Source organism: Sphingopyxis microcysteis (genome assembly GCF_012274265.1).
Lineage (GTDB): Bacteria > Pseudomonadota > Alphaproteobacteria > Sphingomonadales > Sphingomonadaceae > Sphingopyxis > Sphingopyxis microcysteis.
Genome location: NZ_JAANYY010000002.1, coordinates 1049709 through 1069187, shown reverse-complemented (window position 1 = coordinate 1069187; position 19479 = coordinate 1049709). Strand labels below are relative to the sequence as shown.

General features: G+C 63.8%; 23 protein-coding genes. 16 read left to right on the top strand and 7 right to left on the bottom strand.

Translation table 11 applies throughout. The features are described from left to right. The 5 genes from glmS (at position 1) to G9408_RS05115 (ending at position 5095) form a co-directional block, all read left to right on the top strand. Positions 1 to 1824, top strand: a complete 1824-nt coding sequence (glmS, locus tag G9408_RS05135) for a glutamine--fructose-6-phosphate transaminase (isomerizing) (RefSeq protein ID WP_168452958.1) — start codon at positions 1 to 3, stop codon at positions 1822 to 1824. 46 nt (positions 1825 to 1870) lie between these two features. Then, positions 1871 to 2959, top strand: coding sequence for a DUF4238 domain-containing protein (locus tag G9408_RS05130; protein ID WP_168452957.1), 1089 nt, complete (start codon positions 1871 to 1873; stop codon positions 2957 to 2959). Between the two features lie 36 nt (positions 2960 to 2995). Further along, positions 2996 to 3409 (top strand): GFA family protein, encoded by a 414-nt coding sequence (locus G9408_RS05125; protein WP_168452956.1) that lies wholly within the window; start codon positions 2996 to 2998, stop codon positions 3407 to 3409. Between the two features lie 4 nt (positions 3410 to 3413). Then, positions 3414 to 4079 (top strand): HAD family hydrolase, encoded by a 666-nt coding sequence (locus tag G9408_RS05120; protein ID WP_168452955.1) that lies wholly within the window; start codon positions 3414 to 3416, stop codon positions 4077 to 4079. 146 nt (positions 4080 to 4225) lie between these two features. Further along, a complete protein-coding gene (locus G9408_RS05115) occupies positions 4226 to 5095 on the top strand; it encodes a dienelactone hydrolase family protein (protein WP_168452954.1) in 870 nt (289 codons plus the stop codon). Between the two features lie 95 nt (positions 5096 to 5190). Here the strand turns inward: G9408_RS05115 and G9408_RS05110 are convergent, their stop codons facing one another. The 3 genes from G9408_RS05110 to G9408_RS05100 all read right to left on the bottom strand — a co-directional run bounded on the left by G9408_RS05110 (position 5191) and on the right by G9408_RS05100 (position 7393). After that, entirely contained in the window at positions 5191 to 5658 is a 468-nt protein-coding gene (locus tag G9408_RS05110) for a DUF411 domain-containing protein (RefSeq protein ID WP_168452953.1), read from the bottom strand. 60 nt (positions 5659 to 5718) lie between these two features. Continuing rightward, complete coding sequence (locus G9408_RS05105) at positions 5719 to 6735, bottom strand: aldo/keto reductase (protein WP_168452952.1); 1017 nt, start codon at positions 6733 to 6735, stop codon at positions 5719 to 5721. 67 nt (positions 6736 to 6802) lie between these two features. Next, positions 6803 to 7393, bottom strand: coding sequence for a LysE family translocator (locus tag G9408_RS05100; protein WP_168452951.1), 591 nt, complete (start codon positions 7391 to 7393; stop codon positions 6803 to 6805). 73 nt (positions 7394 to 7466) lie between these two features. Between G9408_RS05100 and G9408_RS05095 the strand changes: the two genes are divergently transcribed. The 8 genes from G9408_RS05095 to queE all read left to right on the top strand — a co-directional run bounded on the left by G9408_RS05095 (position 7467) and on the right by queE (position 14347). Next, on the top strand, positions 7467 to 7919 hold the full coding sequence (locus tag G9408_RS05095) for an Lrp/AsnC family transcriptional regulator (RefSeq protein ID WP_168452950.1): 453 nt from the start codon (positions 7467 to 7469) through the stop codon (positions 7917 to 7919). 141 nt (positions 7920 to 8060) lie between these two features. Next, positions 8061 to 9056 (top strand): LLM class flavin-dependent oxidoreductase, encoded by a 996-nt coding sequence (locus tag G9408_RS05090; protein WP_168452949.1) that lies wholly within the window; start codon positions 8061 to 8063, stop codon positions 9054 to 9056. A gap of 217 nt (positions 9057 to 9273) precedes the next feature. Next, the gene (locus G9408_RS05085) at positions 9274 to 10461 is read left to right on the top strand and encodes an aspartate aminotransferase family protein (RefSeq protein WP_168452948.1); all 1188 of its coding nucleotides are present in this window, start codon (positions 9274 to 9276) and stop codon (positions 10459 to 10461) included. Beyond that, on the top strand, positions 10461 to 11384 hold the full coding sequence (gene argF / locus G9408_RS05080) for an ornithine carbamoyltransferase (protein ID WP_120216090.1): 924 nt from the start codon (positions 10461 to 10463) through the stop codon (positions 11382 to 11384). Before G9408_RS05085 ends, argF begins: the two co-directional genes overlap by 1 nt. 10 nt (positions 11385 to 11394) lie before the next feature. Next, positions 11395 to 12309 carry an Hsp33 family molecular chaperone HslO gene (gene hslO / locus G9408_RS05075; protein WP_328804387.1) on the top strand — a complete coding sequence of 305 codons (915 nt, stop codon included), beginning with the start codon at positions 11395 to 11397 and terminating at the stop codon, positions 12307 to 12309. A gap of 116 nt (positions 12310 to 12425) precedes the next feature. Further along, entirely contained in the window at positions 12426 to 12830 is a 405-nt protein-coding gene (locus tag G9408_RS05070; RefSeq protein ID WP_137869850.1) for a DUF3617 domain-containing protein, read from the top strand. A gap of 196 nt (positions 12831 to 13026) precedes the next feature. Continuing rightward, positions 13027 to 13710, top strand: coding sequence for a 7-cyano-7-deazaguanine synthase QueC (gene queC, locus G9408_RS05065; RefSeq protein WP_168452947.1), 684 nt, complete (start codon positions 13027 to 13029; stop codon positions 13708 to 13710). 4 nt (positions 13711 to 13714) lie between these two features. Further along, entirely contained in the window at positions 13715 to 14347 is a 633-nt protein-coding gene (queE, locus tag G9408_RS05060; RefSeq protein ID WP_168452946.1) for a 7-carboxy-7-deazaguanine synthase, read from the top strand. A 148-nt stretch (positions 14348 to 14495) separates the two neighbouring features. Here the strand turns inward: queE and G9408_RS05055 are convergent, their stop codons facing one another. Next, complete coding sequence (locus tag G9408_RS05055; protein WP_168452945.1) at positions 14496 to 14837, bottom strand: hypothetical protein; 342 nt, start codon at positions 14835 to 14837, stop codon at positions 14496 to 14498. A gap of 9 nt (positions 14838 to 14846) precedes the next feature. Further along, positions 14847 to 15500, bottom strand: coding sequence for a lipoyl(octanoyl) transferase LipB (gene lipB, locus G9408_RS05050; RefSeq protein WP_168452944.1), 654 nt, complete (start codon positions 15498 to 15500; stop codon positions 14847 to 14849). Between the two features lie 132 nt (positions 15501 to 15632). Between lipB and G9408_RS05045 the strand changes: the two genes are divergently transcribed. Both G9408_RS05045 and G9408_RS05040 read left to right on the top strand, forming a co-directional pair. After that, positions 15633 to 16379, top strand: coding sequence for a glycerophosphoryl diester phosphodiesterase membrane domain-containing protein (locus tag G9408_RS05045; RefSeq protein WP_168452943.1), 747 nt, complete (start codon positions 15633 to 15635; stop codon positions 16377 to 16379). A 70-nt stretch (positions 16380 to 16449) separates the two neighbouring features. Further along, the gene (locus tag G9408_RS05040) at positions 16450 to 17322 is read left to right on the top strand and encodes a hypothetical protein (protein WP_168452942.1); all 873 of its coding nucleotides are present in this window, start codon (positions 16450 to 16452) and stop codon (positions 17320 to 17322) included. 55 nt (positions 17323 to 17377) lie between these two features. On the opposite strand, the gene hemF is transcribed toward G9408_RS05040, so the two are convergent. Then, positions 17378 to 18238: an oxygen-dependent coproporphyrinogen oxidase gene (gene hemF / locus G9408_RS05035; RefSeq protein ID WP_168452941.1), complete on the bottom strand. Its 861-nt coding sequence runs from the start codon at positions 18236 to 18238 to the stop codon at positions 17378 to 17380. Continuing rightward, positions 18235 to 18693 carry a tRNA (cytidine(34)-2'-O)-methyltransferase gene (locus G9408_RS05030; protein ID WP_168452940.1) on the bottom strand — a complete coding sequence of 153 codons (459 nt, stop codon included), beginning with the start codon at positions 18691 to 18693 and terminating at the stop codon, positions 18235 to 18237. Before G9408_RS05030 ends, hemF begins: the two co-directional genes overlap by 4 nt. Before the next feature lie 222 nt (positions 18694 to 18915). Between G9408_RS05030 and petA the strand changes: the two genes are divergently transcribed. Beyond that, positions 18916 to 19473, top strand: coding sequence for a ubiquinol-cytochrome c reductase iron-sulfur subunit (petA, locus tag G9408_RS05025; RefSeq protein ID WP_168452939.1), 558 nt, complete (start codon positions 18916 to 18918; stop codon positions 19471 to 19473). Positions 19474 to 19479 lie beyond the last annotated feature (6 nt).

Sequence of the window (19479 nt, the reverse complement as noted above, 5' to 3'; positions counted from 1 at the left end):
ATGTGCGGAATTATCGGAATCATCGGCAAGGATCAGGTCGCCGATCGGCTCGTCGACGGGCTGAAGCGGATGGAGTATCGCGGCTATGACTCGGCGGGCGTCTGCACCGTCGAGGGCGGCCAGCTGATCCGCCGCCGCGCCGAGGGCAAGCTTGGCAATCTGGTGAAGGAGCTGGCGGGCAACCCCGCACCCGGCACCGTCGGCATCGCGCACACGCGCTGGGCGACGCACGGCGCGCCGACGACGAGCAACGCGCACCCCCACGCGACGGGCGAGGTCGCGCTGGTCCACAACGGGATCATCGAGAATTTCAAACCGCTGCGCGAGGCTTTGCAGGCGCGCGGGCGGAGTTTCGAGAGCGAAACCGACACCGAAGTCGTCGCCCACCTCGTCAGCGAACAGGTCGAAGCGGGCAAGTCGCCGCAGGAAGCCGTGCAGGCGGTGCTGCCGCAGCTCCGCGGTGCCTTCGCGCTCGCCATCGCCTTTCGCCAGCATCCCGGCCTGCTCATCGGTGCGCGGCTCGGTTCGCCACTCGTCGTTGGCTATGGCGAGGGCGAGACGTTCCTCGGCTCCGACGCGCTCGCGCTCGCGCCGCTGACGCAGAAGATCGCCTATCTCGACGAGGGCGACTGGGTCGTCATCACCCGCGATGGCGCGCAGATCTACGATGCTGACAATAATCCGGTGCAACGCGAGATCACCACCAGCGGCGTCACCGCTGCGGCGGTCGAAAAGGGCAATTACCGCCACTTCATGCAGAAGGAGATTTTCGAGCAGCCGACGGTGGTCGCGCAGACGCTCTCCTCCTACATCCGCCCGCTCGAACAGACGGTCGCGCTGCCGCAGATGGACTTCGACCTCAGCAAGATCGACCGCATCACCATCGTCGCCTGCGGCACCAGCTTCTACGCGGGGATGGTCGCCAAATATTGGTTCGAAACCTTCGCGCGCGTCCCCGTCGATATCGATGTCGCGAGCGAGTTCCGCTACCGCGACCCGGTGCTGCAACCGGGCGGGCTCGCGCTGTTCATCTCGCAGTCGGGCGAGACCGCCGACACGCTCGCGGCGCTGCGCCATTGCAAGGCGAACGGCCAGACGATCGCCGTCGTCGTCAATGTGCCGACGAGCAGCATGGCGCGCGAGGCCGACCTGCTGCTTCCGACCCACGCGGGGCCGGAGATCGGCGTCGCCTCGACCAAGGCCTTCACCTGCCAGCTCGCGGTCCTCGCCGCGCTCGCCGCGCATCTCGCGCTCAAAAAGGGCAAGCTCAGCGAAGCCGACGAGCGCGAGATCGTCAAACATCTGATCGAGGCGCCCGCCGCATTGAACGCCGCACTCGCGCACGACGAGGACATCTCGAAAATGGCACATCTCGTCGCCCCGGCGCGCGATGTTCTCTACCTCGGCCGTGGCCCCGACTATCCGCTAGCGCTCGAGGGCGCGCTGAAGCTCAAGGAAATCTCCTACATCCACGCCGAAGGCTACGCGTCGGGCGAGATGAAGCACGGCCCGATCGCGCTGATCGACGAGGCGGTCCCCGTGATCGTCCTCGCGCCGAGCGGACCTTTGTTCGAAAAGACCGTCAGCAACATGCAGGAAGTCATGGCGCGCGGCGGCAAGGTCGTGCTGATCAGCGACGCCGAAGGCCTCGCCGAAGCCGGTGACGGCTGCATGGCGACGATCGAAATGCCCAAGGTCCATCCGCTGATTGCGCCGCTGGTCTATGCGGTGCCGGTGCAGCTCCTGGCGTACCACGTGGCGGTGGCAAAGGGGACGGACGTCGATCAACCACGCAACCTGGCGAAGTCGGTGACGGTCGAGTGACAGAGCGGAAGATTGATTATATCGCCCCGGGTGACAGTATCGCAAGATGGCCCACAATAAGAATCAACACTATGTCCCAAAGGGCTTGCTGAAGCCGTTCACGAAGAATGAGGAAGGCATTTCTTTAGAAATGCTCCTGATTAGATCGGGGAAAATTCAGTCAGATGTTAGCGTATCGAGCCAGTGCTCAAAGCCATATTTCTATGGGTCAGATCCAAAGCTTGAAAATGCCATTCAAGCGATGGAAACCCAATATGGCGTCGCCCGAAATTCCATCGTCGATGGATCGTTCTTGCCTAAAGACATCGATCAAGCAACGTTTCTCAATCGCTTCATTTTATTCCAGCATTATAGAACCTTATCAAGCCTCCAGCACAACGCAGAAGCGATGGTTCTGATGCGAGAGGGTCTCAGTCGTATGCCGGGCTCAGATATTGAGCCGCTTCCTGACGAACGTACGCTAACCCAATTCGCGATGAGGGCTTACGTGCAAAACATGCCGATGCTGGACGATCTCGCCATATGCTTGATCAGGAATGAAACCGACCTAGACTTTGTTGTCGGAGATAACCCTGTAGTCCATACAAATCGTTGGCAGCTTCAGAGAATGAAACGTCAGCATTTTGGTCCTGGGCATGCCGGGGCGATCTTCTTCCTACCGATATCTCCTCGGGTCGCGGCGATGGGATATGACGGTGACGTTTATCATGTGCCGAAGATCGCTGGTTGGCTTCGGCTCTCCCGTCGCAAAGATGCCGACGTGGTCAATATGCTCCAGTTTAGCAATGCTCGCGCTGCCATATACTTTTCTGCTACATCCAATCGCGAGGCTATCCTTTCGCAGTACCGGCGGTTTCAGGCTGAATGGCCACAAAGGCTTAGGGCGCACACCTTACGGGTCGCTCAGCTAAAAGAAGAAAACGAGGAGTATAAAGAATATTTGGTGCTCTCTGAGGGTGAGGCGCCCAAGGAAAATGAACTTCTTGTGCACGTGCAGCAACAGCATGCCCAAATCCCGACGTGGCCGAAGTTTTTGAAGTATAGGAGTAAGCCCACCTATTTTGACACCAATTCTGGGCGTGGACAGATTCGCCATCATACTCGAATCTGGCACAACGGTGTAGATTGGGCTTGATGTGGTCGGCAATCTTCTTCGCAGAAGTTCAGTAGAATGACCTGGATCACCACCTGCCACTGCGGCGCCGTCTCGGTGCAGCTCGCCAAGGCGCCCGAGGAAATCGCCGAGTGCAATTGTTCACTGTGCTTTTCGCACGGCATTCTCTGGGCCTATTATTCGCCGCGCGATGTTGTCATTGAGGGCGCGACGCGGACCTATAATCGCGCCGACCGGCCAAACCCCAATTCGGACCTTCATTTCTGTCCAACCTGCGGCTGCTCGACCCACTGGTCGGCAACCGCGGGGCTGATCGAGCGGATGGGCGGCTCGGTCGACATGATGGGCGTCAACATGCGGCTGTTCGCGCCGGAGCAGCTCAGCGGGATCAAGCTCAGTTTCCCCGACGGGCGAGGCTGGTCGGGCGAGGGGGCGTGGGCGTTTGCGCGCGATGCCGGGGTCATGTCCTAGCCGCATGTCTTTCGCCGCCATCATTTTCGATTTCGACGGCGTCATCGCCGACAGCGAGGTGCGCGCGAATATGTCGCTGTCCGAAAGCCTGACCGCGATCGGGATGCCAGCGACCTATGATGAGTGCCTCCGCGACTATTATGGCCATAATTGGCAGGAGACGCAGCGGCGGATCGAGGCGCGCTTTGGCCGTCCACTTCCCGCCGATTTCCGCGAGACGCACCGGACCCGCGCCCGCGCGCGCTTCATGGAAGGTTTCGAAGCGGTTCCGGGCGCCGCCGAGTTTCTTGGCCGACTGGGGCCGCTGCCCCGCGCGATCGCCTCGTCGAGCCGCGCCGAATATATCGGCTGGGCGCTGGGGCTGTTCGGGCTCGATCATCATTTCGGCGGGCATGTCTATAGCGCCGACGGCTGGGATCGCGGCAAACCGCATCCCGACATCTATCTTGCTGCCGCCACAGGGCTGGGCGTCGATCCGGCGCGGTGTCTTGCGGTCGAGGATTCGCCGACCGGCGCACAGGCGGCGCTTGCGGCGGGAATGACCGTCGTCGGTTTCTGCGGCGCGGGGCATATCGTCGACCGCGCCGCGCACGGCGGGCTGCTGCGCGAGGTTGGCGTGCATCATGTGGCGCTGAGCTTCGACGAGATCGATTTCCTCCCTGTCGTTTAGCGCCAGCAAAAAAGCGCTGTCCTACAATTGCGCGCTGGATTAGCTTTGCCCTTGGCTCGATCCCGAAGACGGGACGAAATATGCAATCGCGAGTAAAGTTGCGCAGTTTTCCGCGACTTCTCCGCAAGCCCCCAAGGAGAGACAGCATGTGTACCGACAAGACCGAAGCCGATCTCGACCGTGCCGGGATGCCCGTTGGGCGCCGCAGCTTTGCCGCGCTGGCGGGCGCCGGCGCGCTGATCGCGGCGCTGCCCGCGCGCGCAATCGCGGGGAAGCCGGTGAAAGGGCGCGATGTCACGATCAAGACCGCCGACGGCGTGTGCGACGCCTATTTCGTCGCGCCCGCGCAGGGCCGGCACCCGGCGGTGCTGGTGTGGCCCGACATCCGCGGGCTGCGTCCCGCCTTTCGCCAGATGGCCGACCGGCTGGCGGGCGAGGGCTATGCGGTGCTGACGATCAATCCCTTTTACCGCTGGCAGAAATCGCCGGTCGTCGATGCGGCGAATGATTGGGGCAACCCTGAAGTGCGCGAAAAGCTGATGGGTTATCGCAAGCAGTTGACCCGCGCGACCGGCGAGACCGACGCGGCGGCGCTGCTCGCCTTCCTCGATGCCCAGAAGGAGGTCGATACCAGGCGGCGGATCGGAACCACCGGCTATTGCATGGGCGGGGAGATGACGATCTACACCGCCGCGCTGCGCCCCGATCGCGTCGGTGCCGCGGCGAGCTTCCACGGCGGCGGGGTCGGCACCGACAAGCCTGACAGCCCGCACCTGCTGATTCCCGGGACCAGTGCCGGCTACCTGTTCGCGATCGCCGACAATGACGACAAGGAAACCCCGAACGAGAAAGTGCTGCTGAAGGCGGTGCTCGAGCCGCGCACGCAATGGCACGAGGTCGAGGTATATGAAGGCGCGATGCACGGCTGGTGCCCGCCCGATGGCCGCGCCTACAATGAGGCCGCAGCCGAAAAGGCGTGGGCGCGGATGCTGGCGTTGTTCGAGGCGAGTTTGTAGGCCTTGTTTCGTCATCCCGGCGAAGGCCGGGATCTCGCCGGTGCGGCAAACCGATAGGGTGAGATCCCGGCCTTCGCCGGGATGACGGAAGGAGTTCAATGCGCGCGTGCGCCGCCGCTCGCCGCATAGCTCGCGTAAACGCGCTGTCCGGCGGGGCCGAAGGTCATGACCTTATAGGCTTCGCGCACATTGCCATGTTCCATGCCCGGCGAACCGGTCGGCATTCCGGCGACGGCAAGGCCTTTGACGCCCTTGGGCTTTTCGCGGAGCAGGCGGGCGATGTCCTTCGCGGGGACATGGCCTTCGATCACATAGCCGCCGACCAAGACGGTGTGGCAGCTGCGCAGCGCCTGCGGCACCCCCTGCTTGTCCTTGACCGCGTCCATGTCCTTCGAGTTGACGACCACCGCCTTCTGCCTGAACGACGCCTTCACCTGTTCGAGCCATTTGAGGCAGCAACCGCACCCGGCGTCGCGGAACATCACCGGGTTCGCGGCATGCGCGGTGCCGACCGCGGCGGCAAAGGCGGCTAGGGCGAAGAGCGGGCGGCGGACGGGGAGCATCGGCGGATCCTTTTTCAACGGTTGGCGAGATTAGCAGTCGCGGCGCGGCGCACAAGCCGCTCAGCCCATCGGATAGAGGATGTCCTTGCTCACCTGATGCAGCGCGGTCATCACATCGTCGCCGAGCACAAGGTCGATCGCGTCGAGGATCGGCTGGACCTGCTCATAGGCGCTGACCCCGACGATCGTCGAAGCGACGAAATCATGCTGTTTCGACCATGCGGTCGCCATCGTCACCGGATGCAGCCCCGCTTCGGCGGCGATCGCGAGATAGCGCTCGGTCGCCGCGAGGCTCTTTTCGTTGACGAAGCGCTTGCCCATCGCCGCCTGCCGCCCCTCCATTGCGAGGTAGCGCGAGAAGCGCGCACCCTCCGGCGTCGCGCCGCCCTGATATTTGCCCGACAGCACCCCGCCGGCGAGCGGCGAATAGGGGATCAGGCTGACGCTTTCCTGGCGGCAAACCTGTTTCAGCTCGTCCTCGAAGCGCCGGTTGTTGAGGCTGAAATTATTCTGGATCGTCTGATAGCGCGCGGCACCGAGCCGTTCCGATGCGGCAAGCGACTTCATGAGCCCCCAACTCGTCTCGTTCGAGCAGCCGAGGATGCGGACCTTGCCGACGCGGACGAGTTCGTCGAGCGCATCCATGATTTCGTCATAGGGCGCGTCATGGTCGGGCCAGTGCGTCTGGTAAAGGTCGACATAGTCGGTCTGGAGCCGCGTGAGGCTGTCGTCGATAGCCTGCATAATGTTTTTGCGGTCGAGCGCGGTCATGCCGCTGCGGCACGGTGACTTGAACCAGACGTGGCTGGGCCCCGACACCTTGGTCGCCATGATGATCGCGTCGCGCGGCTTGGTCTTCATCCAGCGCCCGACGATTTCCTCGGTGCGCCCGACCCATTTGACGTCGGGCGGCACCGGATAGCCTTCGGCGGTGTCGAAGAAGTTGATCCCCGCATCGAAACAGCGATCGAGCACCCGGAAAGCCGTCGCCTCGTCGGTCTGGCTGCCGAAGGTCATCGTCCCCATGCAGATGTCGGAGACGTGGATGGCGCTTTTTCCAAGGCGGCGGCTTTGCATGGCTCTTTCTCCGGTCAGGGGAGGGGAGCGCGATGCATAGGTTGCGGATCGCAACCTGGCAATTGCATCAAATGAGCAGCGCGAGCGATCCGACGAGCAAGGCCGCCATCGTCCAGTTGAAGGCCTTCAATCGGGCCGGGCTCGATATCCATCCGCGCAGCGATACGCCCAGCACCGCCCACAGGCTGGTCGACGGCAGGTTGATAAGGCCAAAGATCACGGCGACGAGCAGGACCGCGACGAAATTGCGATCGGGCGCGTAGAGCGCGATCGCTGTGAGCGCCATCGACCATGCCTTGGGGTTCACCCACTGGAACAGCATCGCCTCGACAAACGTCATCGGCTGACCGCGCGCGTTTCCTTTGGTGTCGGGCGCGGCGGCGTTGGCGATCTTCCACGCGAGCCACAAGAGATAGGCGACGCTCACCACCTTGAGCACGATGTTGAGCACCGGGAACAGGTCGAACAGCCCCATCAAGCCGACACCGACGAGGATGATCATCACCGTGAAGCCGATTCCGACCCCCAGCGCGTGCGGTATCGTGCGGCGCAGGCCGAAATTGGCGCCCGACGCCATCAGCATCATATTGTTCGGCCCGGGCGTGATCGACGAGACGAGAGCGAAGGCGGAGAGCGCCGCGAGGGTGGTCTGGTTCATACGCGCAATATATTCTGCAATTCGGCGCTTCGGGTTGCAAACTTTGGCGGCTTTGCGATAGAAATCACAATCTATGACCAAGATTGATGATATTGGCCGCAAGATATTGCACGAATTGTCGCGCGACGGGCGAATCTCGAACCTCGACCTCGCCGATCGCGTCGGGCTGTCACCCTCGGCCTGCCTGCGACGGGTGCAGGAACTGGAACGCAGCGGGTTGATCACCGGCTATCGCGCCACGATCGACCCGGCGAAGCTGGGGCTGAGCTTCCTCGCCTATGTCACCGTCGGGCTGTCGACCCACACCAAAAAGGCGCAGTCCGACTTTGAATCGGCAATGTCGCTCGCGCCCGAGGTGCGCGAATGCCACAATGTCACCGGCGCAATCGAATATCTGTTGCGGATCGAGACCGCCGATCTGGCGTCGTACAAGCATTTTCATACCGAGGTGCTGGGCGTGCTGCCGCAGGTGCATTCGATCAGCACCTATGTCGTGATGGATTCGACCAAGGACGAGCGGGCGTAGAGTCGGAAGCTTCGTCATTGCGAGGAGCCGAAGGCGACGCGGCAATCCAGAGTTGCGTGAACCGCTTTGGATTGCTTCGCTGTGCTCGCAATGACGACGCGAGAGGTTGAACCGCAGGGCCGCTGACCGCATATCCGTTTCATGACGAAACTTTCCTTCCTCGATCTCGTGCCCGTCACCGACACCGGCACGATCGCGCAATCGCTCGCCAACGCCGCCGATCTCGCCCGCCACGCCGAGGTACTCGGCTACGAACGCTATTGGGTCGCCGAACATCATGGCATGGCGGGCATTGCGAGCGCCGCGACCTCGGTCGTGCTGGCCCATATCGGGCAGGCGACGTCGACGATCCGCATCGGGGCGGGCGGGATCATGCTGCCCAACCACGCCCCTATGGTGATCGCCGAGCAATTCGGCACGCTCGAGGCGCTGTTCCCTGGCCGCGTCGACCTTGGGCTCGGCCGCGCGCCGGGTTCGGACGGCATCGTCGCGCGCGCGCTGCGCCGCAACCTGGCGAGTGACGAGCGGCAATTCCCGCAGGATGTCGTCGAGTTGCAGGCGTTCCTCGCGGGCGACGACCGGCTCGGCATCCGTGCGGTGCCGGGCGAGGGAACGAATGTGCCGCTCTGGATCCTGGGCTCCAGCCTGTTCGGCGCGCAGCTCGCCGCGATGCTCGGCCTGCCCTACGCTTTTGCCAGCCACTTTGCGCCCGACGCGCTCGACGAGGCACTCGACATCTATCGCCGCCAGTTCAAGCCGTCGGCGCAGCTTGCCGAGCCCTATGCCGCCGCGGCGTTCAACGCCTTTGCCGCCGACACGCGCGAGGAAGCCGAACTGCTCGCCTCGTCGCAGCAGCAGGCATTCGTCGCGCTGCGCACCGGCAACCCGGGCAAGATGAAGCCGCCGCTTGGGGGCTATAAGGACAGCCTGCCGCCCAACGCCCGCGCGATCCTCGATCATGTGCTGCAATGTTCGGCGGTCGGGACGGTCGATGATGTCGCCGCCGGACTGAAGACTTTCAAGACGCGCACCGGCGTTGACGAGATCATCATCGCCTCGTCGATGTATGATCACGGCGCACGCAAGCACTCGCTGGCGCTGACGATGGCGGCGGCGGGCGCGATCGCCGCAAGTTGACATGGTCATCCCGGCGAAGGCCGGGATCTCGCCGGTTCTTATATTCGCGAGGGTGAGGTCCCGGCCTTCGCCGGGATGACGGAAGGGTCAGGTTGGCGTCTGGCGGTTCCGCTAGCCCCGTGTTGACGCGCCTCGGGCGGCGGCAGTATAGGGACGGCCCGACCAAGGGCGGCCCGAACGGGGTCGCCTTTTTACTTTTGACTGAAAGGTGCTTGCCATGACGATCACGCCGCTGATGCCCGTATACCCCCGGTGCGGTGTGCGTCCGGTTCGCGGCGAGGGCGCCTATCTGATCGGCGAGCGCGGCGAGCGCTATCTCGATTTCGCGAGCGGCATCGCGGTGAACCTGCTCGGCCATGGCCACCCGCATCTGACCAAGGCGATCCAGGATCAGGCCGCGACGCTGATGCATGTGTCGAACCTGTACGGCAGCCCGCAGGGCGAGGCCTATGCCGCGCGCCTTGTCGAAAACACCTTCGCCGACACGGTGTTCCTGACCAATTCGGGCGCCGAAGCGGTCGAATGTTCGATCAAGACCGCGCGCGCCTATCATTCGAGCGCGGGCAATGCGGAAAAGCACACGCTCATCACCTTCAACAACGCTTTCCACGGCCGCACGCTCGGCACGATCTCGGCGACCAATCAGGAAAAGCTGCGCAAGGGTTTCGACCCGCTGCTGCCGGGCTTCGCCTATGCGCCGTTCGACGACATCAACGCCGCGCTCGATCTGGTCGACGACAACACCGCGGGCTTCCTTGTCGAGCCGATCCAGGGCGAGGGCGGTATCCGCCCCGCATCGCAGCCGTTCCTGCAGGCGCTGCGCGATATCTGCGACAAGCGCGACCTGATGCTGGTGTTCGACGAAGTGCAGTGCGGCGTCGCTCGCACCGGTCATCTCTATGCCTATGAGCATTTCGGCGTGGTCCCCGACATCATGGCGAGCGCCAAGGGCATTGGCGGCGGCTTCCCGATGGGGGCGTGCCTCGCGACCGAAAAGGCTGCGCGCGGCATGGTCATCGGCACGCATGGTTCGACCTATGGCGGTAACCCGCTCGCCTGCGCGGCGGGGCAGGCGGTGCTCGACGTCGTGCTCGAAGAGGGCTTCCTTGACCAGGTCAAGACGACGGGCGAGCGGCTGCGCGGTGCGCTCGAACAGCTCATTCCGAACCATGACCAGCTTTTTGAAAGCGTGCGCGGCGTCGGGTTGATGCTCGGGCTCAAGCTCCGGTCGGACAGCCGTGCGTTCGTCGCGCACCTGCGCGACAATCACGGATTGCTGACCGTTGCGGCGGGCGAGAATGTCGTTCGCGTGCTGCCGCCGCTCAACATCGACGACAGCCACATCGCCGAATTGATCGAGAAACTGTCGGCGGGGGCGGCGAGCTATACGCCGCCCGAAGCCTAATGCGGAACTTCCTCAACCTGTCCGACGCGGGCGGGGATGCGGTCGCGGCGATGTTGTCCGACGCGATCGACCGCAAGGCGGCGCGTGCGGGCTGGCCGAAGGCAAAGCCCGATAGCGACAAGCCGCTCGCCGACCATGTGCTGGCGATGGTGTTCGAGAAGAACTCGACGCGCACGCGCTGTTCGTTCGACATCGCGATTCGCCAGCTCGGCGGCGTGCCGATGATCCTTGATGCGGGGACCAGCCAGCTGGGTCGCGGCGAGACGATCGCCGACACGGCGCGCGTCCTGTCGCGCTACGCCGATGCGATCATGATCCGCACCGATGATCATGCCAAGATCGAGGAGCTCGCCGAATATGCGAGCGTCCCCGTGATCAATGGCCTGACCGACCTGTCGCACCCGTGCCAGATCGTCGCCGACCTGCTGACGATCGTCGAGCAGGGCAAGGCACTGCCGGGGCTGGAGCTCGCGTGGCTCGGCGACGGCAATAATGTGCTGTCCTCGCTGATCGAGGCGGCGGGGCTGTTCGGCTTCCACGTTCGCGCGGGCGTGCCGCAGGGCTACGAACCTGATCCAGCTTTCGTCGAAGCCGCGCGCGCCAGCGGCTCGCGGATCGACATCGTGCGCGATGCGCGCGAGGCCGTGGCGGGCGCCGATCTGGTCGTGACCGACACTTGGGTGTCGATGGGGCAGGATCATGCGCACAACAAGGTCGCCGCGATGGCGCCGTTCCAAGTCGACGAACGGTTGATGGCGGGCGCGAAGGGCGACGCCATCTTTCTCCACTGCCTCCCGGCGCATCGCGGCGACGAGGTAGTCGATGCGGTGATCGACGGTCCGCAATCGCGCGTGTGGGACGAGGCCGAAAATCGCGTCCACGCGCAAAAGTCGATCCTGCTGTGGGCGCTGGGCAAGCTGTGAGTTTGGAACTGTGAGCGAGACCATCGAAACCTGGTTCGACCAGCCGCTGCTGTTCACCATCGCCGCGCGCCATGTGCGCGGGCGTCTCGTTCGGCTCGGGCCGACGCTGCGGACGATCATCGCGGCCCATAATTACCCGCCGGTGGCCGAAAAATTGCTCGCCGAAGCGCTCGTTTTGACTGTGCTGCTCGGTTCGACGCTGAAGGACGAGAATGGCCAGATGACGTTGCAGGCGCAGACCGGCGGCGGGCCGGTCGAGCTGCTCGTGTGCGACTATCGCGCCGGCGAGCTGCGCGGTTATCTGAAGTTCGACGCCGAACGGCTCGCCGAGGTCGGCCCCGAACCGACGCTGTTCGCGCTGTTCGGTGAGGGCTTCCTCGCGATCACCTTCGATCAGGCGACGACCGCCGAGCGTTATCAGGGCATCGTCCCGCTCGAGGGCGCCTCGATCGGCGAGGCGGCGGAGCACTATTTCGAGCAGTCGGAGCAGATTTCGAGCCTGATCCGCCTCGCCGCACGCCACGACGCCGAGGCGGGGTGCCTCGCCGGTGGCCTGCTGCTCCAGCATCTTCCCGAGGGAGAGGTCGGTCGCGACCGGCTCCATGTCCGCCACGACAATCCCGAATGGGAGCATGCGCGCACCATCGCCGCGACGCTGAAGGACGATGAACTCACCGATCCGGCAACCTCGCTCGAAACGCTGGCGTGGCGCTTGTTCCACGAGGATGAAGTGCGGGTCGAACCCGGCGTGGCCGTATCGCGCGGCTGCCGGTGCAGCACCGGCTATTTCGCGGGCGTCCTTGCCCAGTTTCCTGAAGCCGAGCGCCGGGACATGGCCGATGAGAGCGACAACATCGTCGTCGATTGCGCCTTTTGTTCGCGCATTTTCCCGATCCCGCTAGCGGACATCGCAACGCCAAACTGACGACGAAACGTCCTAATCCAGCGGCAAACGGTTGAAAATTTGGGTCGGCATTGTTATCTCGGTCGAAACGGGGTCGCAATTCTGCCCGGATCCGGGCGTCCGATGGATAGGTGACAATGGCGATCTTCTCTCCCATTTTACGATATTCCTTTGCCGTCGCCGCGCTGGCGGGAGCAACCGCGGTTCCCGCCCAGGCGCCGTCGCTCGCGATGCTTGACGGGCTTGAAAAAGGCAGCTGGCAGCTTCGCGAGCGCGGCAGCGATGCGGTGTTGCAAACAATTTGCGTCGGCGACGCGCGGCGAATGATCCAGATCCAGCACCCGCGGGCGAACTGTTCGCGCTATATCATCGAGGATACGCCAAAGTCGGTGACGGTGCACTACACGTGCCCCGGGGCAGGCCATGGCCGCACTAGCATTCGCAACGAAACGAACCGGCTGGTCCAGATCGACACCCAGGGCATCGCCGACGGCAAGCCCTTTTCACATGCGATCGAAGCGCGTCGGGCGGGGCCGTGCTGAACCGTCGGGCGGTGCTAACCGGTTGTTAACCATCCGGCGTTAATCGGGACATGCGGCACACCGATGTGTGTCCTTCTCCCTAACGGCTTTAATGCCGCACTGGGCCGTGTGACGATCGTCGCGCGGCCCGTTTCTTTGGAAGCGTCGCGGCAAGCGGCCCCTTGCGCCGCTATCGGTGCAGGCGTATCGGGCGCCGATGCACGATGTCGCTGGAAAAACCCTGATCGTCCTGTTGTCGGGCGGGCTCGACTCAATGGTGTGCGCCGGGCTCGCGCGCGAAGCCGGTGCGCGCATCGTTGCGCTGACGATCGACTATAACCAGCGGCACCGCGTCGAACTCGCGTCGGCCGCGCGGATTGCGGCCGAAGTGGGCGCGGCCGAACATATTGTGTTGCCGCTCGATCTCCGCCGCTTCGGCGGATCGGCGCTGACCGCCGACATCGACGTGCCCAAGGACGGGATCGGGGGCGACGTCCCGATTACCTATGTCCCCGCGCGCAACCTTATCTTCCTGTCGCTGACGCTGGGGCTCGCCGAAGCGCGGCAGGCGCAAGACATTGTCATCGGGGTCAACGCGCTCGACTATTCGGGCTATCCCGACTGCCGCCCCGAATTCATCCAGGGCTTTGAAAAGCTCGCGGCGCTTGCGACGCGCGACGGCGACAAAGGCGTCGAATTCCGCATTCACGCGCCGCTTCAGCATATGACCAAGGCGGATATTGCTGCCGAAGCTGCGCGGCTCGGCATGGACGCGGCGATGAGCTGGTCCTGTTACGATCCGACGCCCGCAGGCCTGCACTGCGGATCGTGCGACAGCTGCCGCCTCCGGTCCAAGGGCTTCGCCGACGCCGGGCTCGCCGACCCGACGGTTTACGCCTGATCCGATGACTTACGCCGTCAAAGAGATTTTTCTGACGCTGCAAGGCGAAGGCGCGCAGGCGGGGCGGCGAGCCGTGTTCTGCCGCTTTGCCGGATGCAATTTGTGGACGGGACGCGAGCAGGATCGCGCCAAGGCGGTCTGCCAGTTCTGCGATACCGATTTTGTCGGCACCGACGGGACATTGGGCGGCAAATATGCCGACGCCGGTGCGCTCGCGGCGGTGATCGCCGAAAGCTGGGGGGCGGGGGACGAGGACCGCTATGTCGTACTGACCGGCGGCGAGCCGATGTTGCAGGTCGATGCGGCATTGATCGATGCGCTCCACGCGCACGGCTTCACGATCGCGATCGAAACCAACGGCACGTTTGCGGTCCCGCGCAGCATCGACTGGATCTGCGTCAGCCCCAAGGCGGGCAGCGAATTGGTGCAGACGAGCGGCGATGAGCTGAAGCTGGTTTGGCCGCAGCCCGGCAGCGATGTCGCCCGGCTCGTGACGCTCGACTTCACCCATCGGCTCGTGCAGCCGCTCGACGATCCGGACGCGGCCAATAATGTGCAGCGGTGCATCGATCTGGTGATGGCCGATCCGCGCTGGCGGCTTTCGCTCCAGACGCACAAGAGCCTGGGGCTTCGTTAGCGCGTGATCGCGTGAGGCTGAAACACAGCTTTCCTTGTTTCGTCATCCCGGCGAAGGCCGGGATCTCATCGCTTCATTCTGACACAACGGCGAGATCCCGGCCTTCGCCGGGATGACGAACTAATTCGGAATGATTGCGCTCAAGGCGTCAGTCGCCCTTCTTTGCCGCACTGTCAGTCGTGACGGCCTTTTTCGCGGCGGGAGCCGGGACGGCGTCGGGATTTTCTGTCTCTTCCGCGTCGGCAGTTTCTTCGTCCGAGCTGTCGGCATCCGACTTCGCCGCTTCCTTCTTGATACCGTCATCGGGGACGCTGTTATCGACCGCGGTGCCGTCGGTGCTGGCGTCGTCGAGGATGATCATCGAATCGCTGACCGATCCCGGCTGGACTTCGACTGCGTCGAGCTTGGTCGTCGATTTGCCCGCGGGGTCGCCGCTGCCACAGGCGGCGAGGGGCAGGAGCAGGAGCGAGGCGATAAGGGTACGGGTCATGCGCCGTTCCTAATCGCTCGGCCGAAGCTTGTCGAGAAAGGCGGGCAGGGTGTCGGCCAGCGCGGCGTCAACGTCGGCGAACGCCGCCGCTTTGCCGAGTTCGGCAAGGCTGGTGACGGGAAATTCGGCGATGCCGCACGGCACGATGCCGCCGAAATGAGTCATGTCGGGCGACACGTTGAGCGAAAAGCCGTGGAGCGTGATCCAGCGTTTCACGCGGACGCCGATCGCGCCGATCTTGGCCTCGCGGCCATCGGGCGCGTCGGTCCAGATGCCGATGCGCCCGTCGGCGCGGCGCGCCTCGACGCCAAGCGAGGCCAGCGCGTCGATCACCCAGCCTTCGAGCGCCGACACATAAGCGCGTACGTCGCGGCCGCGCCGCGTCAGGTCGAGCTGGACATAACCGACGCGCTGGCCGGGGCCGTGATAGGTGTAACGTCCGCCGCGGCCCGCGTCATAGACGGGAAAGCGCGGGTCGAGCAATTCGGCGGGATCGGCGCTGGTTCCCGCGGTGTAAAGCGGCGGATGTTCGAGCAGCCAGATCCGTTCGCCCGCTTCGCCCGCGTGAATGGCGGCGGCGCGCGCTTCCATGTCGGCAAGCGCGGCGGCATAGTCGGTCAGCCCAGTTGACAGGGTCCATTCGGGGGATGGCAGACGGGTCATTGCGGCGCTTCCTGCCTCGCTGCGCCCCGCCGCGCAAGGCTCTGTGCGCAGATCGCCGACAGGGCTGGACAGACGCGGCGAACGGCGTCACCTTCGCAGGCAATCGGGGATCCAGAAAATGACGGGGTATCAATGGTAAAATTCGACATGGGTGCGGCGTGGGAAGACAGCATCCAATTGCTGAAATCGCATCCTGCCTTGATAGGTGCAATCGCAGGGGTGTTCTTCTTCCTGCCCGCGCTGGCGGTCGCCTGGTTCGGCCCGGTACCGATCGAGCCGCCCGCGGGGGCGAGCGTCGAGCAGTCGATGGCGGCGTTGCAGGAGACGTTTCGGCAGCTGATCCCCGGCCAGATCATCGTCGCGCTCACCACGATCATCGGATCGGCGGCGATTCTGCGGCTGTGGCTCGCGCGCGGAGGGATCAGTGTCGGCGAGGCGCTGACATTCGGGCTGATGTTCTTTCCGACCTTGCTCGCGGTGCAAATATTGTCGGGCCTCGCGATCGGTTTCGGGCTGATCCTGCTGATCATTCCGGGCCTGTATCTGGTCGGGCGCTTGACGCTGGCGGCGCCCAGCGTCGCCGATCGCAGCCTGTACAACCCGTTCGAGGCGCTGAAGACCAGTTGGGAACTCACGCGGAACAACGGCTGGGCGATCTTCTTTTTCCTGTTTCTAGTCACCATCGTGATTTTCATCGCCGCGATGATCGTCGGGCTGGTTGTCGGCGCCATTGCCGGGACGGGCGATGGCATCGGCCGCATGTTGGGCGGAGTGATCGAAGCGGGTTTCGGCGCGCTCGGTAGCCTCGTGTCGGTGGCGATTTCGGCGGCGGCGTATCGCCAGCTTGCTGTGCGATCGTCGAGCGACGTGTTCCAGTAAAAGGCATCGGCACAGCAACGCTTCAGGATGAACGATTTGGGGAATGGGGTTCAACAACGGGGGAAGTGACATGATAAAGATGAGCATAGGGGCGGCCTTTTCGGAAACCTTTGCGTTTCTGAAGGCCAATTGGATGCAGATGCTGATGTGGGTTGGCGGCGCACTGGTCGCCGTCGGTTTGCTCGGGTTCCTGTTCCTCGGTTCGACCTTTACCGCGATGGCGATGTCGCCTGCCGATCCGTCAGTGGCCTTTGGTGCGATCGGCAAGATTTTCCTCTTTGCCCTCATCGCTTCGGTCATTCTTTACGGCGTCTGCATGTTGATCTGGCGCGGCGGGATGCATCCCGGTGAAGCACCCAATTTTGCGTGGGCGTTTCAGGCCGGGCCGGCGTTTGCCTTTGGCATGTTCGTCGTGATGATCGCTGCCTATATCGTGATCTTCGTGGTCATGCTGATCTTCGCGTTGGTTTTTGGCGCGGCGCTGGGCGGCATGGGTGCGATGTCACCCGACGCCCTGGCATCGGGCGCGGTCGGCGGCGGCGCAATCTTCGTGATGCTGCTGCTCTACGTCGGCGTTCTGGTGTTCATGCTGTGGATCCAGTCGCGGGTTTCGGTGGCCGGACCGGTCATGGCCGATCGGCTGACGCGCAATCCCGTCACCGGCTTTGCCGAATCGTGGCGGATCACCGGCGCGTCGCAGTGGAAGATCGTCGGTTTTTACCTGCTCTTTGCGCTTGGCATGCTCGCCTATCTGTTCGTCGCCAGCCTGATTTTCGGCGGCATTCTGGGGGCAATCCTGGGGGGCTCGGCATTCGGTGCGATGCTGACGATGATCGTGATGGCGGCGATGGTCTATCTGCCGATCATGATGTTTTCATTTTCGATGCCGGTGGGCATTTACCGTGCGATCACGCCGCGCGCGGCGGGTGACGTTTTCGCCTGATCCCGAGAATTGGTCAGCGAGGGGCGCTCCGGCGACGGGGCGCCCTTTTGCTATTTCAGCTCCATTTGGCGAGCGGGGGCAGGCTCATCAGGATCGCGTCGATATTGCCGCCGGTCTTAAGCCCGAACAGGGTGCCGCGATCATAGACGAGGTTGAATTCGGCGTAGCGGCCGCGCCAGATCAGCTGCGCGTCGCGCTCGGCCTCGGTAAAGGGCAGGCCCATACGGCGCCGCACGATTTGAGGGAAAATATCGAGAAACGCCTCGCCGACGGCCTTCGTCAGCTGAAAGTTGCGATCGAATTCGGCGTCGTCGCCGCATTCCAGATGATCGTAGAAGATGCCGCCGACCCCGCGGTGGACGCCGCGGTGCGGGATATAGAAATAATCCTCGGCCCATTTGGCATAGCGTTCATAGACGTCGGGGCCGAAGGGCGTGCACGCCGCGCGCAGCCGTGCATGAAAGGCGTCGGTGTCCTCCTGATACGGAATCGGCGGGTTGAGGTCGGCGCCACCGCCGAACCAGCGCTTCGTCGTGACCAGGAAACGCGTGTTCATATGGACGGCAGGGGCGTGCGGGTTCGCCATATGCGCGACCAGGCTAATCCCGGTGGCAAAGAAGCTGGGGTCTTCGCCCGCGCCGTGGATCGACGCGGCGAAATCGGGGGCGAATTGGCCGCCGACGGTCGAGACGTTGACGCCGACCTTTTCGAATACCTTGCCCGTCATCACCCCGCGCACGCCGCCACCGCCTTCGCCGGAGGCGATCCCCACGGCTTCACGGTCCCACGGGGTGTAGGCAAAGCGCGCGTCGCTGCCTGCCTCGGCCTCGATGCTTTCGAATTCGGCGCAGATTCGGTCGCGCAGCGATTCGAACCAGTCGCGCGCTGTTTGCTGCTGTGGATCGAGCGTGATCATGCCGGAAAGCCTTTCGTTTGCCTGAGCGCTTCGGCGAGCGCGATGCCAGCCGCGACCGCGACATTCAAGGATCGAAAGCCCGCCTGCATCGGAATCGCGACCCGCGCCGCCGCGGTATCATGGACATGGGGCGGGACACCCGAAGATTCGGCACCGAGCAGCAGCACGTCTGCGGACGAAAAGGCGAAGTCGGGCAGGGGCGTTGCGCCCGCGGTGGTCAGCAGCACCAGCCGGTGGTCGGCGGCCGCCGCCCAGCTTTGAAAATCGCGCCAGTCGGCGTGGCGGCGGACGTTGGCGCGTACCGCATAATCCATCCCGGCGCGTTTCAATGCGCTGTCGGAGAAGGGAAATCCGCACGGTTCAATGATATGCGCGGGAACGCCAAAGCAGGCGGCGGTGCGCAGTGTGGTGCCGACATTGCCCGCAATATCCGGCTGAAACAGGGCGATTTCCATGGCTAGCCCTTAGCCGCGCGCCGGTGCGGAATCGAGGGCTTTCGCGGCGGCGTCATACATCGGTCAAAGAAGGGGAAATTGCCTGTTGGCAAGCCCCGGATGTGCGGCTATCAGGCCCGCAATTCCCGGAGGGGCCGCCGGGGCGTGCCATTTTGTGCGCGCGTCGCGGGGCGGCCCGACTTTCCGAGAACTTTGTCAGTTCACCCATGCAAGGGCAGTCGAATGGCCAGTGAATCCGAACTCAATGCCGGCATCGAAGATGGCGTGCGTCGCCGGGACTTCATCAATATTGCGGCAGTGAGTTTCGCCGGGGTTGGCGCGGTGGCGGTCGTGCTGCCGCTGGTTAACCAGATGAATCCGTCGGCCGACGTTCTCGCGCTGTCGACCACCGAGATCGATATTTCGGCTATCCAGCCCGGTCAGGCAATCAAGACCAGCTGGCGCAAGCAGCCGGTCTTTGTCCGCAACCTGGTCGAAAAGGAAATCGCCGAAGCCAAGGCGGTGCCGCTCAGCGATCTGCGCGATCCGCAGACGATCGATGAGCGTACCAAGCCCGGCAAGGAAAACTGGCTGATCACCCTTGGCGTTTGTACCCACCTCGGCTGTGTGCCGCTTGGTGCGGCGGAAGGCGAGAACAAGGGCGATTTCGGCGGCTATTTTTGCCCGTGCCACGGTTCGCACTACGACACCGCGGCGCGCATCCGCAAAGGCCCGGCGCCGACCAATCTGGTGGTGCCGCCTTATGAATTTACCAGCGACACTGTCGTGACGATCGGCTGAGGAGCG

What these genes read in the sequence shown, in the direction of transcription:
- G9408_RS05120 (WP_168452955.1), top strand. Translation starts at nt 3,414, where the DNA reads ATGTCTTTCGCCGCCATCATTTTCGATTTCGACGGCGTCATCGCCGAC.
- G9408_RS05045 (WP_168452943.1), top strand. Translation starts at nt 15,633, where the DNA reads ATGGTAAAATTCGACATGGGTGCGGCGTGGGAAGACAGCATCCAATTG.
- G9408_RS05055 (WP_168452945.1), bottom strand. Translation starts at nt 14,837, where the DNA reads ATGACCCGTACCCTTATCGCCTCGCTCCTGCTCCTGCCCCTCGCCGCC.
- G9408_RS05100 (WP_168452951.1), bottom strand. Translation starts at nt 7,393, where the DNA reads ATGAACCAGACCACCCTCGCGGCGCTCTCCGCCTTCGCTCTCGTCTCG.
- G9408_RS05110 (WP_168452953.1), bottom strand. Translation starts at nt 5,658, where the DNA reads ATGCTCCCCGTCCGCCGCCCGCTCTTCGCCCTAGCCGCCTTTGCCGCC.
- G9408_RS05070 (WP_137869850.1), top strand. Translation starts at nt 12,426, where the DNA reads ATGGCGATCTTCTCTCCCATTTTACGATATTCCTTTGCCGTCGCCGCG.
- queE (WP_168452946.1), top strand. Translation starts at nt 13,715, where the DNA reads ATGACTTACGCCGTCAAAGAGATTTTTCTGACGCTGCAAGGCGAAGGC.
- G9408_RS05125 (WP_168452956.1), top strand. Translation starts at nt 2,996, where the DNA reads ATGACCTGGATCACCACCTGCCACTGCGGCGCCGTCTCGGTGCAGCTC.
- G9408_RS05105 (WP_168452952.1), bottom strand. Translation starts at nt 6,735, where the DNA reads ATGCAAAGCCGCCGCCTTGGAAAAAGCGCCATCCACGTCTCCGACATC.
- G9408_RS05095 (WP_168452950.1), top strand. Translation starts at nt 7,467, where the DNA reads ATGACCAAGATTGATGATATTGGCCGCAAGATATTGCACGAATTGTCG.
- G9408_RS05090 (WP_168452949.1), top strand. Translation starts at nt 8,061, where the DNA reads ATGACGAAACTTTCCTTCCTCGATCTCGTGCCCGTCACCGACACCGGC.
- hemF (WP_168452941.1), bottom strand. Translation starts at nt 18,238, where the DNA reads ATGATCACGCTCGATCCACAGCAGCAAACAGCGCGCGACTGGTTCGAA.
- G9408_RS05130 (WP_168452957.1), top strand. Translation starts at nt 1,871, where the DNA reads ATGGCCCACAATAAGAATCAACACTATGTCCCAAAGGGCTTGCTGAAG.
- lipB (WP_168452944.1), bottom strand. Translation starts at nt 15,500, where the DNA reads ATGACCCGTCTGCCATCCCCCGAATGGACCCTGTCAACTGGGCTGACC.
- argF (WP_120216090.1), top strand. Translation starts at nt 10,461, where the DNA reads ATGCGGAACTTCCTCAACCTGTCCGACGCGGGCGGGGATGCGGTCGCG.
- G9408_RS05040 (WP_168452942.1), top strand. Translation starts at nt 16,450, where the DNA reads ATGATAAAGATGAGCATAGGGGCGGCCTTTTCGGAAACCTTTGCGTTT.
- G9408_RS05115 (WP_168452954.1), top strand. Translation starts at nt 4,226, where the DNA reads ATGTGTACCGACAAGACCGAAGCCGATCTCGACCGTGCCGGGATGCCC.
- glmS (WP_168452958.1), top strand. Translation starts at nt 1, where the DNA reads ATGTGCGGAATTATCGGAATCATCGGCAAGGATCAGGTCGCCGATCGG.
- G9408_RS05085 (WP_168452948.1), top strand. Translation starts at nt 9,274, where the DNA reads ATGACGATCACGCCGCTGATGCCCGTATACCCCCGGTGCGGTGTGCGT.
- G9408_RS05030 (WP_168452940.1), bottom strand. Translation starts at nt 18,693, where the DNA reads ATGGAAATCGCCCTGTTTCAGCCGGATATTGCGGGCAATGTCGGCACC.
- queC (WP_168452947.1), top strand. Translation starts at nt 13,027, where the DNA reads ATGCACGATGTCGCTGGAAAAACCCTGATCGTCCTGTTGTCGGGCGGG.
- petA (WP_168452939.1), top strand. Translation starts at nt 18,916, where the DNA reads ATGGCCAGTGAATCCGAACTCAATGCCGGCATCGAAGATGGCGTGCGT.